The following is a 13,916-nucleotide window of genomic DNA, read 5'->3' as shown; positions in this document are numbered from 1 at the left end:
CGAGAATAATACAGCAGCGAATGCTGCTGTATTCACATCATTAATGGCGAACACCGTTATCATCTTCATCGATGTCGTGTTCATCACTCTCATCACCATCTTCGTCTTGTGCGTCAGGATCCTCAAAATATGTTCCCCAACCGTCGTAATCAACGTTGTGCTTACCTGCAATCGCAACAAGTTGAACCACTTGTGCATCGATCAGTTCGGCTTTTAACGCTGATTCGCTAATAATATCGACGCACATCACTGTCGTGCCATCTTCAAGCTCTAGCTCTTCAGGCTCAGTCACTTCATAGCCTGCTTTGAACGCGTCAACCGCTGCTTTCTCAAGCGCATCAAAGCTGTCACAAGAAAAGTGGTGTTCAATCGTATAGAGCGCATCTGGATCACTGCCATCTTCCAGTAGCTCTTCGATAATCGCTAACGTATCTTCCCGTTGCTCGGCTAATAACTCTTCATTGGACATACAACACCTCTTTCACAACAGACTATAATTATGATGCTATTTTCCCACACACCGCGTCTTGGCACTACTCCCTAAATCGATAATCATCGAAATAAGTTGAATGTGAATTCTTACTCATATAAATTGAATATCAATTCATAATTAGGGAGTTTGTCATGTCCTCATTGTACCAGCGGTCGATTCTACGATTACTCGATTGTTCACCACAAGAGTTAACTTACCTGCTTGAACTCGCTACACAGTTAAAAAAAGCGAAAAAAGAGGGGAAAGAACAACGTTATCTAGAGGGAAAAAATATCGCGCTGATCTTTGAAAAAGATTCAACACGTACCCGCTGTTCGTTTGAGGTTGCCGCTTATGATCAAGGTGCTCGCGTCACCTATCTCGGCGCGAGTGGTAGCCAAATTGGCCACAAAGAATCCATTAAAGACTCTGCACGAGTTCTCGGCAGGATGTACGATGGCATTCAGTATCGGGGATATGGGCAAACTATTGTCGAAACCTTGGCTGCTCATGCACAAGTCCCTGTCTGGAATGGATTAACCACCGAGTTTCACCCTACCCAACTACTTGCCGATTTACTGACAATGCAAGAACACTTGCCTGATACACCGTGGAATAAGATGAAGTTGGCGTATCTAGGTGATGCGAAAAATAATATGGGTAATACCTTATTAGAAGCCGCTGCACTGACGGGATTACAGTTGGTGATGGTTGCGCCTAAAGCCTGTTGGCCTGAGGCATCACTGGTTGCTGAGTGCCAAGCTCTCGCCACCCAGCATGGCGGGTCGATTACCCTGACCGAGAATGTCGAAGAAGGCGTGAGTGGCGCTGATTTTCTTTATACCGATGTGTGGGTATCAATGGGCGAGCCAAAAGAAGTCTGGGCAGAACGTATTGCACTGTTACGTGATTACCAAGTGAATCAGCAGGTCATCAACGCAACCGGCAATGCTCAAGTCAAATTCCTACACTGCCTGCCAGCCTTTCACGATACTGAGACCGTCGTAGGCAAACAAATTGCTGAGCAATACAACTTACCTGATGGTATTGAAGTCACCGATGCGGTTTTTGAATCCACGCACAGCATTGTCTTTAATCAAGCTGAAAATAGAATGCACAGTATAAAAGCATTGATCGTGGCGACCTTGAGTCAACAAGCCTAATCGCCCTCAATAGAATAGCCTCAAATGAGGCTATTCTTCTAATAGATTTTATGCCAAGCCCTACGACTTAACTTCTTAGTGACTCTTACCCTTAGCATCAATCACTAATAACTTAGATTTCCTGTGCATAAATATCACTAGGAGATCTTTTCGTCATTCACTACCTAGTAATTTTATGCAGAAAAAGTTTATCTAGCAAAAAAAGAGCCATATAAATTATTTTTATCCCATTGAAAATAAAGAGTAATAATAAAAAATATGCGTTAAATCACAAATATAAAACAATGATTTTATCGGTATTAGCGGGTAAATTTTCCTTTAATTTCCAGCCACTTTGAGTAGAGATGAATAATCCTTGCATAAGTCTTGAATAATTGACAGATGACGGGAAATTATCCCCTTACTCTCATTAGACTCTAAGAGAGAAAACGCTATTTACTTGCATAGTTACTCAACTCTTGCATGAAGAAAACCTTCTGTTCTGTGACCTATGTCAGCCCCCCATCGATTACCTCAAAATCCCCGATTTAATGTGATTGAGATCTCTTTTTCTACCGTTTGCGAAACGCATACTCCGCGGCAATGCTCTTACGCCTGCCACGCAGGGGCTTTCCCACCTCATCATTTAGAAGAAGGAATTTCTATGGAACGTCATTATGTTGGTTCGGAAATTGGACAGCTTAGAACCGTTCTCTTGCATCGTCCGCGCTTAAGTCTACAACGTTTAACACCGTCAAACTGCCAAGAGCTCTTATTTGATGATGTCCTTTGCGTTGAACGTGCAGTCGAAGAGCACAATCAGTTCGCACAACTATTACGTGATCAAAATATTAATGTTCTCTTGCTGAGTGAGTTACTGACCGAGACGTTAGAAAATCCACACGCCCGGAAATGGTTACTTGAGGCTCAGCTTTCTGACTACCGATTAGGCCCAACCTTTGCCCAGCCCTTAAGGGAGTGGTTAGGGGAAATGCCTGCCGATGCCCTGTCACGCTATTTAACCGGCGGGCTGACTTGGCAAGAGATCCCTGAATCCCTGATCTTACAGCGTATCACTCCTCAGGCACACTCTCCGTTTATTACTCGACCTCTACCTAATCACTTATTTACACGGGATACTTCCTGCTGGATTTACCAAGGAGTTAGCATTAATCCGATGGCAAAAGCAGCGCGTCAAAGAGAGACCGATAACTTACGTGCTATCTACCGTTGGCATCCATTATTCCAAGGTAATCACTACATCAATTATTACGGTGATGAAGAGCGTCGTTATGATCATGCAACACTGGAAGGTGGTGATGTCTTAGTCATCGGTAATGGTGCGGTATTAATTGGGCTCTCCGAACGTACAACGCTGCAAGGTGTCGAGTTCTTGGCGACCTCTCTTTTCCAACATCATCAAGCGAATAAAATCATCTTGGTTGAACTCCCTAAACATCGCTCTTGTATGCATCTTGATACGGTGATGACCCATCTTGACCATGATACGTTTTCCATTTACCCGGAAGTCATCCAACCTAATATGCCATGCTGGGTACTGACCCCGGATGGGCAGGGAAGTATTACTCATCAGTCACCTCGCCCCTTAGTCAAAATATTAGAAGAGGTGCTAGCGGTCACTGAAATTCGCTTCATCACCACAGGCGGCGATATTTTTGAGTCAGAACGTGAACAGTGGAATGACGCAAATAATGTACTCACCCTACGCCCAGGCGTTGTCGTGGGTTATGACCGTAATTTACGCACCAACGAAAAATACGATAAAGCCGGTATTACCGTATTAACAATTCGTGGTGACGAACTCGGTCGGGGACGCGGCGGAGCTCGCTGTATGAGCTGCCCAATCGAGCGCGATGGTTTAGAAGGAAATCGCTGATGAGCCAAAAACCGATATTAATCGTCGCCCTAGGTGGCAATGCCTTACTGAAACGGGGCCAGCCATTAGAGGCCCATTTACAGCAACAAAATATCGAATTAGCGGCACAACAACTTGCTGCCTTGAGCCAAGATTGGCGGATTGTATTAGTACATGGCAATGGCCCGCAAGTCGGTTTATTAGCCTTACAAAATGAGGCTTACCGCGATACTCGTCCCTATCCACTGGATATTTTAGTCGCTGAAACCCAAGGGATGATTGGTTACCTATTACAGCAAGCATTACAAAATTGTCTACCTGGCCAATCGGTGACCTGTTTATTAACACAAGTATTGACTGATAGCGATGATCCGGCCTATCTCTCACCCAGTAAATATATTGGCCCAATATATTCACGCGAAGCACTACAGCATCTCGACCCTACTTGGCACATCAAAGCAGATGGCGACTACTTTCGACGTGTCGTCGCCTCGCCACAACCGAAAAAAATCCTCGAAGCCTCCGCCATCTTCGATCTACTCCATCATGACCATTTAGTGATTTGTTGTGGCGGTGGTGGAGTGCCGGTCGTCGAACAAGACTCACGCTTACAAGGTATCCCGGCTGTGGTGGATAAGGATTTAGCGGCAGCCTTACTCGCTGAACAGTTGCAAGCTGATGCCTTACTGATTCTTACCGATGCGGATGCCGTCTATATAAATTGGAACACACCTCGACAAACCGCGCTGAGAGATATCACTGCTCGCGAGTTAAAAGCGCTATCTTTCGATAAAGGCTCAATGGGCCCTAAAGTACAAGCCTGCTGTACATTTGTCGAGAAAACACAGGGTATTGCCGCCATTGGCGCTCTTGAGGACGCACTTGATATTTTAAGAGGCCAACAAGGAACTCGTATTCATCCACAGTAAATCATATAGGGAAATAGCGCATGACTCTCTCACTAAAAAACAGGCATTTTTTAAAACTTCTTGATTTCAATGCCAATGAAATTGCCGGCTTAATCGACCTCGCTCGATCACTTAAAGCAGACAAACGCGCGGGCCGTGAGCAACCTAAGCTAATGCATAAAAATATCGCTCTTATTTTTGAAAAGACGTCGACGCGTACACGCTGTGCCTTTGAAGTCGCCGCCTTTGATCAAGGGGCTCAGGTTACTTATCTCGGCCCCTCTGGCTCACAAATCGGCCATAAAGAGACAATGAAAGATACCGCCCGGGTATTAGGCCGAATGTATGACGGGATTGAGTATCGTGGTTTCGGGCAAGATATCGTTGAAGAATTAGCAACCTTTGCTGGTGTGCCCGTTTGGAATGGCCTTACTGACCAATTCCACCCCACACAAATTCTAGCCGATTTAATGACCATGCTGGAATATTCGCCAGGTAAAAAACTGGCAGATATCCGTTTCGCCTATCTCGGTGATGCTAGAAATAATATGGGGAACTCATTGATGGTTGGCGCAGCAATAATGGGAATGGATATTCGCCTTGTTGCACCTCGCGAATATTGGCCTGATGCCGATCTTGTTGCCACATGCCGAGTATTAGCTGAAAAAAGCCATGCAAAAATCACACTGACCGACGATGTAGCACTCGGCGTTAAGGACGTCGATTTTCTCTATACCGATGTGTGGGTCTCAATGGGAGAGGCCGATGAGGCTTGGCAACAACGTATTGGTATCATGCAGCCTTATCAAGTGAACCAGCGAACACTCGATGCTACCGGCAATCCGCAAGTTAAATTCATGCACTGTCTACCGGCCTTCCACAATGCCGAGACGACCGTTGGGAAAAAAATTGAGAAGCAATTTGGACTGACTGGATTGGAAGTAACAGAGGAGGTCTTCGAGTCTGACCACTCTATTGTTTTTGACCAAGCTGAAAACCGTATGCACACCATCAAAGCGGTGATGGTTGCGACACTCGCTGACTAACCTGTAAGGGTGGGGCCGGTGTCCCACCCTGGAGCTCAGTTATGAAAAGCCTTAAATTTCCCTCTGCTTACACCATTCTGTTTGGGTTAATTATTTTCGTTGCACTATTAACATGGGTGATCCCTGCTGGGCAATATCAGCTCGTCGTTAACCCTTTGCTTGGCACTGAAGTCCCCGTTGCTGGCACTTATGCTGTGACGCAATCCCATCCACAAGGTATCGCCGATATTCTACTCGCCCCTATAGATGGTCTTTGGAACCACCGTACGGGTCAAGCGGCAGCTATTGATGTTGCTCTTTTCATCTTAATTATTGGTGGTTTCTTAGGAGTCACCAATAAAACTGGCGCCATTGATGCAGGGATCCAAAGAGTTACCGGTCGCTTAGCAGGGAAAGAAGAGTTCATGATCCCGATTCTGATGGCTCTCTTTGCGTTAGGCGGCACCATTTATGGAATGGCAGAAGAGTCACTCCCTTTTTATTCACTCTTAGTTCCCGTTATGGTTGCTGCCCGTTTTGATCGACTGGTTGCTGCCGCGACGGTATTACTCGGAGCAGGCATAGGAACCTTGGGTTCAACGATTAACCCTTTTGCCACAGTGATCGCGGCAAATGCTGCGGGGATCCCCTTCACTCAAGGAATGGGCCTTCGTATCCTCTTACTCGTCATTTGTTGGTGCCTTGCTGTCGCATGGGTGCTACGTTATGCAATTGCCGTTAGAAAAAATCCCGCAGCCTCTTGCTTGGCATCGCTGCCCGGTGAGAGTCCGATTGAAACCAGCGCGCCCACACACATCCCCTTCACTCGCACACATAAAATTATTCTGATTCTTTTTGCCTGTGCTTTTGCCGTAATGATTTATGGCGTGTCCGCCAAGGGATGGTGGATGGCTGAAATTTCGGCCATGTTTTTAGGGTTTTCAATACTGATTGGTCTTGTCGCACGCATGGGTGAAAGCCTCTTTACCGAAACCTTTATCGAGGGTGCAAAAGAATTACTCGGTGTTGCGTTGATTATTGGTATTGCGAGAGGGATAGTGGTGATGATGGATAACGGTATGATTACACATACTCTACTCCATGCTGCAGAGAGTTTAGTGTCAGGATTGCCTGCATTAATCTTCGTTTTCGTTAGCTGGTGTCTAGAAGCGATCCTCTCTATCCTTGTGCCCTCTTCATCCGGTTTGGCCGTGATGAGTATGCCAATTTTAGCCCCATTGGCAGATTTTGCAGGATTACCGCGTGATTTGATGGTAACCATCTATCAATCAGCCTCAGGGATTATTAATCTCGTCACCCCTACCTCAGGTGTTGTGATGGGTGGATTGGCCATTGCTAAAGTTCCCTATGTGCGTTATCTGCAATGGGTCGCTCCGCTCATGCTGGGATTAATTATCGTCAACCTTCTCTTATTAAGTATTAGTGCTTTGATTTAATTACGTAATTTCCTTCTCATTAGGAGACCACGACATGGAACGTAAAGGTATTACAGAGAAAGAATTACTGAATCTTTGTCAGAGACTGATTACACAAGGTGTTTATACCAATCAAACCGCATTACAACAGGCCTTAGCAAAGCGAGTAGGCAGTATTAGTTTGGCAACGATTTCTCGATTACTGCATCAACTCGGGGTAGTTAAAATTCAAAATGCGCGAGGGCAACGTATTTATGCGATTGATGGGTCACATCAACCCAGTTTGACCCCACAAAAACCCTTGGCTGAAATGGTTCTGGATATCGTGAGTAGTGAAAGTTTTGTCCTAGTACAAACAGCACCCGGGTATAGTCAAGCCATTGCAAGATTGATCGACTGCCAACATGCTGAAGATATTTTAGGCGTCGTAGCGGGAAATGATAATGTCTGGATTGCGCCCAAAGATTGTCAACGCACTCCCCAACTTTGTCGTGGTTTACGCAATTGGCTACTCGACGAAGGAAAAAGTGACGATTAGCTATTTTCCAACCTTGGCTCTCTGCGTATAATATGGGGCATTCAGCTTAGAGAAAAATTGTTATGCTCACCCATACTCGGCCACTACCTGTCTTTTTCCTGCTTTGCAGCGGGAGTAAGCGTTTTGGTTCCCTAAGCTCGTCCATTCAGAAAAAAGCTCCTAATTTAGGGGCTTTTTTTTTGCTATTTCCTAACCATGTCGAGGACGTAATTCATGGCTAACCCCCTTTATGGAAAACATATAATTTCAATTAATGATTTCAGCCGTAGTGAGCTAGAACTGGTATTGAAAACAGCTGCCTACCTAAAAGCAAACCCACAGCCAGAACAATTAAAGCATAAGGTGATTGGTAGCTGTTTTTTTGAAGCCTCAACGCGTACTCGCTTATCATTTGAAACAGCGATCCAACGTTTGGGTGCCTCTGCGGTCGGTTTTGCTGATGGCGGGAACACTTCACTTGGGAAAAAAGGAGAGACGCTGGCTGATACGATATCGGTTATCAGCCAATACGTAGATGCCATTGTTATGAGGCATCCCCAAGAGGGCGCTGCGCGCCTCGCTACCGAGTTTTCCGGTAATATTCCCATTTTGAATGCTGGGGACGGAGCTAATCAGCATCCGACTCAAACGTTGTTAGACCTCTTTACGATTCAAGAAACGCAACAGAGTCTTGATAATTTACATATCGCAATGGTCGGTGATTTGAAATATGGCCGTACCGTACACTCTTTAGCACAAGCCTTGTCTAAATTTTCAGGGAATCACTTTTATTTTATCGCACCACAAGCCTTGGCAATGCCGACTTATATAACCGATATGTTGGAAGAAAGCGGCTGCCCTTGGTCACAACACGAAAGTATCGAAGAGATCGTTCCTAAAGTGGATATTCTCTATATGACTCGCGTCCAAAAAGAGCGTTTAGACCCTTCTGAATATGCCAATATGAAGGCTCAGTTTATCTTACAAGCCTCACATTTAGACGTTGCAAAACCTAATATGAAAGTTTTACATCCGCTACCTCGCGTAGATGAAATTGCCACAGATGTCGATGAAACACCGCATGCATGGTATTTCCAACAGGCGGGAAATGGTATCTATGCGCGACAAGCACTCTTGTCATTGGTCTTAAATAATTCGTTACTCGGAGAGGCGTCATGAATCAAGATAAACTACAAGTTGAAGCCATTAATAATGGTAGTGTTATCGACCATATTCCGGCGCGATTAGGTTTTCGACTATTAACGTTATTTCGCCTCACTGAAACGGATCAGCGTGTCACCATTGGCCTAAATCTCCCAACAAGTGAAGGGCGCACCAAAGATCTAATTAAAATTGAAAACACGTTTCTTACGGCAGATCAGATCAACCAGCTCGCGATTTACGCCCCCAACGCTACGATTAATAAAATCGAAAATTTCAAAGTCGTCGCGAAGTTACGGCCGACACTTCCCGACGAAATCAAGGCCGCTCTGGTATGTCCCAATGCCAACTGTATAAGCCACAATGAACCGGTGAATTCACGTTTTGCCGTAAAAACGCGCCGTAACGACCTCTACTTACGCTGCCATTATTGTGAAAAAGAGTTTTCACGTCAGGCGGTTATCGGACACTGGTAATCAACAGAGGGCTCCCTATAATGGAACTCACTTTACTGTTATCGTCATGAGGAAATAGTATGTCACGTGAAATCAATACTGAGCACGCACCTGCCGCAATCGGGCCTTACGTACAAGCTGTCGATTTGGGACAACTGGTCCTTACATCTGGCCAAATTCCCATCGATCCCAAGACTGGGGAAGTGGCTAAAGATATTGCCGCTCAAACGCGACAATCTTTAGAAAATGTTAGAGCTATCATTGAGCAAGCTGGGTTAGGTGTGAAAAATATCGTGAAAACAACAGTGTTTGTGAAAGATCTGAACGATTTCGCGACGGTTAATGCGACCTATGAACAGTTTTTTACTGAACACCATGCTCCTTTTCCTGCACGGTCCTGCGTAGAAGTTGCACGCCTGCCAAAAGATGTCGGCATTGAAATTGAAGCTATTGCATTGCGTAGTTAAATTAATATCAGGCAGAGGCCATTACTCCGGTCTCTGCCAGTGTAGCTTAGTACCAAAACCTAAACTGTTGTCCGTCATTTTTAATGTATCGAGCCGTAACGCCCAAAGCGGTGCAATTTTTTTCTTCGCTATCGGAAAACGCTGTTGGTAGGCAGCTAAACCTCGTTGATAGTCTTCACCTTCAGCCAACACTATTTCGCCTCGAAACTGTACGCCTTGTAATGTCGATACCGATTCCGTTTGTTCACTGACTGTTCCAACAACTTGCGGCGAAGCCACCATTAAGCGCCCATGACAGGTGCTTGGTTCTGTCATCAACCAAAAACTGATATTCTCGCGGTCTAATGCATAAAAACAGTGGGCCGCCCAACACTCGTCACCACTGTAAGTACAGAGTGTCAGTACATGCTGACGCGCTAAATAGTCAAGACAATGTGTTAACTCATCCATAAGGATCCCCTTGAAATGTATCAGAATACGCCACTACAAGATTACAAACCGCAATGGTCTGTTTATCTTATTCAAACAGCGAAAGGCGCATTCTATACCGGTATCAGCACAGATGTTTTCCGTCGTTTCGGCGAGCATGAACGGGGTCGCGGTGCCAAAGCATTACGGGGTCGAGGTCCGCTAACATTAGTCTTTCAATGTTCTGTCGGTGACCGCGCCGATGCATTACGCCTCGAATACCGGATTAAACAACTGAGTCACTTAAAAAAACTCGAGATAGTTCGTGTGCAGCCCGCTGACATTAGTGAGTGGTTAAAGTAGATACCTCGACATTGGGTAAAGTTAATACCCCCTGCTGTTGCGCGGCAGCATTGTCGTTAAGAGGGTAAACCATCACTTTATCGGTAAGAGTATCGATAGTCAGATTGGCTGCCGGCTGGAAACCTTGCACCTTCAACCATTCAAGGTCTTGATAGCCAACTGCGGCGTGATAACTAAATTCATTTAAGCTATCAAGTCCTTCAAAAAGAAGATCCTTGGCTAAAGAGGTCGAGGTGTAATGTTGTTCAACGGCGATTGCCGAGATAACAACCCAATTTTGCTCTTCACCTTCGACTAATATTGGACTAAACGCCACATAGCCTAATACTCTACCTTCGTCATCAGTCGCCACTACCCCTAAAGTAATCAGCCCCGCCTCACGTAAAACCTGAATATGCTCAGCAAGTTCAGGGCGTTGAAGGCCGTGACGGATGAGCGTATCAATGCCTGTTGCGTCGAGACCAATTTCAGTACGAAGAAGCATAATTTTTCCTCTGCTAAGCGTGAAAATATTGGCAACGGGTAAAAAGAGAGTCGTGACGCCCATCAGTTTACCTTAATAAAAAGTGAGCATAGCATACTCCTTTCTATCAAGGTAATCGCGCAAGGCACTGCCCAGCGACACTAAAAATTGTGAAGCATCAATACAGTGAAATCGAAGTTCGCACAAACTGTGCGTTACGTTTTGCTTGCTATGCGTAGAGTATCACCATCAAAGCCATCCCTTTTAACGAAGGTGTCCTATGTCTGAGAATCGTCCTTTTAAATTATCTGTACTCGATCTTGCCCCCATTCCGCAGATGGGTGACGCGCAAGAGGCATTCAGACGTTCTTTAGCTTTAGCGAAATTTGCAGAGCAATCCGGCTATCATCGTTATTGGTTAGCTGAACATCACAACATGCCCGGTATAGCCAGTGCAGCCACTAGCGTATTGATTGGCTATTTAGCCGCTCACACTCATCATTTACGCTTAGGATCTGGGGGAGTAATGTTACCTAACCACTCACCATTAGTGATCGCCGAGCAGTTTGGCACCTTGGAATCACTGTATCCCGGGCGTATTGATTTAGGTATTGGCCGTGCACCAGGTAGTGATCCCACCACGATGCATGCGTTACGTCGTGATACCTCTGTCCTGCGAGAAGAACATTTTCCAGAGGATGTTCGACAGCTAATAACGTGGTTTGATGCCCCCGCCAATGAGCACTTCAATGTCCAACCCGTTCCCGGTATTGGATTACAGGTACCTATTTGGCTATTGGGTTCCAGTATGTACAGCGCACAACTCGCGGCAAAATTAGGACTTCCCTTTGCGTTTGCCTCTCATTTTGCACCCGATGTGATAAGCCAAGCTATCGCACTTTACCGAGAAGCCTTTGTCCCTTCATCACGCCTATCACATCCTTACGTGATGATTGGCGTAAATATTATTGCGGCTGAGAGTCGCGCTCGAGCGCGCTATTTATTTACATCTCAACAACAGCAATTTATTAATTTACGTCGTGGAGTGCCGGGTAAGTTGCCCGAACCAATAGAAACGATGGACAAAATTTGGACACCAGCAGAAAAATTTGGGGTAGAACGTGCATTAAGTTTGTCACTGGTCGGTGATCTCGCCACGATAATGCATGGACTTGAAACGTTACAACACCAGTACCAAGTTGATGAGATGATCGTTAATGGGCAGATTTACGATAATGATGCGCGGATCTATTCTTATCAACTGGCGATGGAAGCCCATCAAGCCATACACCGATTATCGGCATAAAAAAAGGGAGCCCGATAGGCTCCCTAGATAGTCATCATACGTAATGATTAACGACGCGATTCTTCACGACGTCCACGATGACCTTCACCGCGGTTACCTTCATTACGGTTTCCGCCGCCAAAACGACGTCCACCTTCACGACCCGCACCTGCACCACCATCACGGCCGCCACGTCCAGCGCCGCCACCGTCACGACCGCCACGTCCACGACGTGGTTCGCTCGGTTGAGCATCGCCCATTAGCTGCATGTTCATAGGCTTATTCAGAATACGTGTTTTGGTGAAGTGCTGTAACACTTCGCCAGGCATGCCTTTAGGCAGCTCAATAGTAGAGTGACCATCGAACAATTTGATGTTACCGATGTAACGGCTGCTGATATCACCTTCGTTAGCAATCGCACCCACGATGTGACGGACTTCAACACCATCGTTACGGCCAACTTCAATACGATATAGCAGCATATCACCGACATCACGACGCTCACGACGTGGACGATCTTCACGTGGACCGCTGTCACGGTTACCACGACGATCATCACTACGACGCTCATCACGACGATCGTCACGCTCGCGGAATTCACGACGTGGAGGACGTGGTGCTTCAGCAGGAACGATCAGTGAACGTTCGCCTTGAGCCATTTTCAGTAATGCTGCAGCCAACGTCTCCATATCAAGATCTTCTTGTGGAGAAAGTTTAGTTAACAGACCACGGTAGAGATCTAAATCGCTGCTTTCTAATTGCTGTTGAACACGTGCTGCAAATTTTTCTTGGCGACGAGTACTTAACAATTCAGCGTTAGGTAATTCAACCTCAGGAATGGTCAGTTTCATCGTACGTTCGATATTACGCAGTAAACGACGCTCACGGTTCTCAACGAACAGTAATGCACGACCTGCACGGCCTGCACGGCCAGTACGACCGATACGGTGAACGTAAGACTCCGCATCTAATGGAATGTCATAGTTGACAACCAGGCTGATACGTTCAACATCCAGACCACGCGCAGCAACATCAGTTGCAATCAAGATATCTAAACGGCCATCTTTCAAGCGCTCAAGCGTTTGTTCACGTAGAGCTTGGTTCATATCACCGTTTAATGCTGCACTATTATAACCGCTACGCTCTAACGTCTCAGCGACTTCAAGCGTTGCGTTTTTAGTCCGTACGAAAATAATTGCCGCATCGAAGTCTTCAGCTTCTAAGAAACGCACAAGTGCATCGCTCTTACGACCGTAAGCAGTCCAATAAGATTGGCTGATATCAGGACGCGTTGTTAAGCTCGATTGAATGCGAACTTCTTGCGGGTTGTTCATAAAACGACGCGTAATACGACGAATCGCTTCCGGCATAGTTGCCGAGAACAGTGCAGTTTGATGACCTTCTGGGATCTGCGCCATGATGGTTTCAACGTCTTCGATGAAGCCCATACGTAGCATTTCATCGGCTTCATCAAGGACTAAGCCACGCAGATTAGACAGATCAAGCGTACCGCGTTTTAAGTGATCAAGTAAACGACCAGGGGTACCCACGACAATTTGTGGACCTTGGCGTAATGCGCGTAGCTGTACGTCATAACGTTGGCCACCATAAAGTGCCAGAACGTTAACGCCACGCATATGTTTAGAAAATTCGTTACACGCTTCAGCTACCTGTACCGCTAACTCACGAGTTGGTGCTAACACCAAAATTTGAGGGGCTTTTAAGGTAGGATCGATGTTGTGCAGTAATGGCAGCGAGAATGCTGCAGTTTTACCACTTCCGGTTTGCGCCATACCCAATACATCACGTCCCGCTAATAAGTGTGGGATACACTCAGCTTGGATAGGAGATGGTTTTACGTAACCCAGATCATTCAATGCAGAAAGAATAGATTCGTTTAGGCCAAGATCGGAAAAAGTGGTTTGAATATCAGTCATG

15 protein-coding genes are annotated in these 13,916 nt (G+C 45.9%); 11 read left to right on the top strand and 4 right to left on the bottom strand.

Annotated elements, in window-relative coordinates:
• Positions 1 to 40: 40 nt before the first annotated feature.
• Positions 41 to 469, bottom strand: a complete 429-nt coding sequence (gene rraB, locus HGT73_RS00555; protein ID WP_214211670.1) for a ribonuclease E inhibitor RraB — start codon at positions 467 to 469, stop codon at positions 41 to 43.
• 155 nt (positions 470 to 624) lie between these two features.
• On the opposite strand from rraB, the gene argF (HGT73_RS00550) reads away from it, so the two are divergent.
• The 9 genes from argF (HGT73_RS00550) to ridA all read left to right on the top strand — a co-directional run bounded on the left by argF (HGT73_RS00550) (position 625) and on the right by ridA (position 9,459).
• Positions 625 to 1,635 carry an ornithine carbamoyltransferase gene (gene argF / locus HGT73_RS00550; protein WP_214211669.1) on the top strand — a complete coding sequence of 337 codons (1,011 nt, stop codon included), beginning with the start codon at positions 625 to 627 and terminating at the stop codon, positions 1,633 to 1,635.
• Positions 1,636 to 2,278: 643 nt separating this feature from the next.
• Positions 2,279 to 3,511, top strand: a complete 1,233-nt coding sequence (gene arcA / locus HGT73_RS00545; protein WP_214211668.1) for an arginine deiminase — start codon at positions 2,279 to 2,281, stop codon at positions 3,509 to 3,511.
• Positions 3,511 to 4,419 carry a carbamate kinase gene (arcC, locus tag HGT73_RS00540; protein WP_214211667.1) on the top strand — a complete coding sequence of 303 codons (909 nt, stop codon included), beginning with the start codon at positions 3,511 to 3,513 and terminating at the stop codon, positions 4,417 to 4,419. Before arcA ends, arcC begins: the two co-directional genes overlap by 1 nt.
• A 20-nt stretch (positions 4,420 to 4,439) precedes the next feature.
• Positions 4,440 to 5,444 carry an ornithine carbamoyltransferase gene (gene argF / locus HGT73_RS00535; RefSeq protein WP_214211666.1) on the top strand — a complete coding sequence of 335 codons (1,005 nt, stop codon included), beginning with the start codon at positions 4,440 to 4,442 and terminating at the stop codon, positions 5,442 to 5,444.
• Between the two features lie 41 nt (positions 5,445 to 5,485).
• Positions 5,486 to 6,880 (top strand): YfcC family protein, encoded by a 1,395-nt coding sequence (locus tag HGT73_RS00530; protein WP_214211664.1) that lies wholly within the window; start codon positions 5,486 to 5,488, stop codon positions 6,878 to 6,880.
• Positions 6,881 to 6,914: 34 nt separating this feature from the next.
• Positions 6,915 to 7,397 carry an arginine repressor gene (locus tag HGT73_RS00525; RefSeq protein WP_214211663.1) on the top strand — a complete coding sequence of 161 codons (483 nt, stop codon included), beginning with the start codon at positions 6,915 to 6,917 and terminating at the stop codon, positions 7,395 to 7,397.
• Between the two features lie 213 nt (positions 7,398 to 7,610).
• On the top strand, positions 7,611 to 8,555 hold the full coding sequence (gene pyrB, locus HGT73_RS00520) for an aspartate carbamoyltransferase (RefSeq protein ID WP_214211662.1): 945 nt from the start codon (positions 7,611 to 7,613) through the stop codon (positions 8,553 to 8,555).
• Positions 8,552 to 9,013, top strand: coding sequence for an aspartate carbamoyltransferase regulatory subunit (gene pyrI, locus HGT73_RS00515; protein WP_214211660.1), 462 nt, complete (start codon positions 8,552 to 8,554; stop codon positions 9,011 to 9,013). The genes pyrB and pyrI overlap by 4 nt, the downstream gene beginning before the upstream one ends.
• Before the next feature lie 59 nt (positions 9,014 to 9,072).
• Positions 9,073 to 9,459 (top strand): 2-iminobutanoate/2-iminopropanoate deaminase, encoded by a 387-nt coding sequence (gene ridA, locus HGT73_RS00510; protein WP_214211657.1) that lies wholly within the window; start codon positions 9,073 to 9,075, stop codon positions 9,457 to 9,459.
• A 21-nt stretch (positions 9,460 to 9,480) separates the two neighbouring features.
• Here the strand turns inward: ridA and HGT73_RS00505 are convergent, their stop codons facing one another.
• Positions 9,481 to 9,909 carry a YhbP family protein gene (locus tag HGT73_RS00505; protein ID WP_214211655.1) on the bottom strand — a complete coding sequence of 143 codons (429 nt, stop codon included), beginning with the start codon at positions 9,907 to 9,909 and terminating at the stop codon, positions 9,481 to 9,483.
• A gap of 15 nt (positions 9,910 to 9,924) precedes the next feature.
• Between HGT73_RS00505 and HGT73_RS00500 the strand changes: the two genes are divergently transcribed.
• Positions 9,925 to 10,230, top strand: a complete 306-nt coding sequence (locus tag HGT73_RS00500; protein ID WP_214211654.1) for a GIY-YIG nuclease family protein — start codon at positions 9,925 to 9,927, stop codon at positions 10,228 to 10,230.
• On the opposite strand, the gene HGT73_RS00495 is transcribed toward HGT73_RS00500, so the two are convergent.
• On the bottom strand, positions 10,211 to 10,777 hold the full coding sequence (locus HGT73_RS00495; RefSeq protein ID WP_214211653.1) for a GNAT family N-acetyltransferase: 567 nt from the start codon (positions 10,775 to 10,777) through the stop codon (positions 10,211 to 10,213). The genes HGT73_RS00500 and HGT73_RS00495 overlap by 20 nt on opposite strands.
• Positions 10,778 to 10,973: 196 nt before the next feature.
• Between HGT73_RS00495 and HGT73_RS00490 the strand changes: the two genes are divergently transcribed.
• Positions 10,974 to 11,999, top strand: a complete 1,026-nt coding sequence (locus HGT73_RS00490; protein ID WP_214211651.1) for an MsnO8 family LLM class oxidoreductase — start codon at positions 10,974 to 10,976, stop codon at positions 11,997 to 11,999.
• Positions 12,000 to 12,046: 47 nt separating this feature from the next.
• On the opposite strand, the gene HGT73_RS00485 is transcribed toward HGT73_RS00490, so the two are convergent.
• Positions 12,047 to 13,915, bottom strand: a complete 1,869-nt coding sequence (locus tag HGT73_RS00485; RefSeq protein ID WP_214211649.1) for a DEAD/DEAH family ATP-dependent RNA helicase — start codon at positions 13,913 to 13,915, stop codon at positions 12,047 to 12,049.
• Position 13,916 lies beyond the last annotated feature (1 nt).

The organism is Rosenbergiella australiborealis (assembly GCF_018494035.1).
Taxonomy (GTDB): Bacteria; Pseudomonadota; Gammaproteobacteria; order Enterobacterales; family Enterobacteriaceae; genus Rosenbergiella; species Rosenbergiella australiborealis.
Note: the sequence above shows the minus strand (reverse complement) of the source record. Positions and strands in the feature narration are given on the sequence as shown.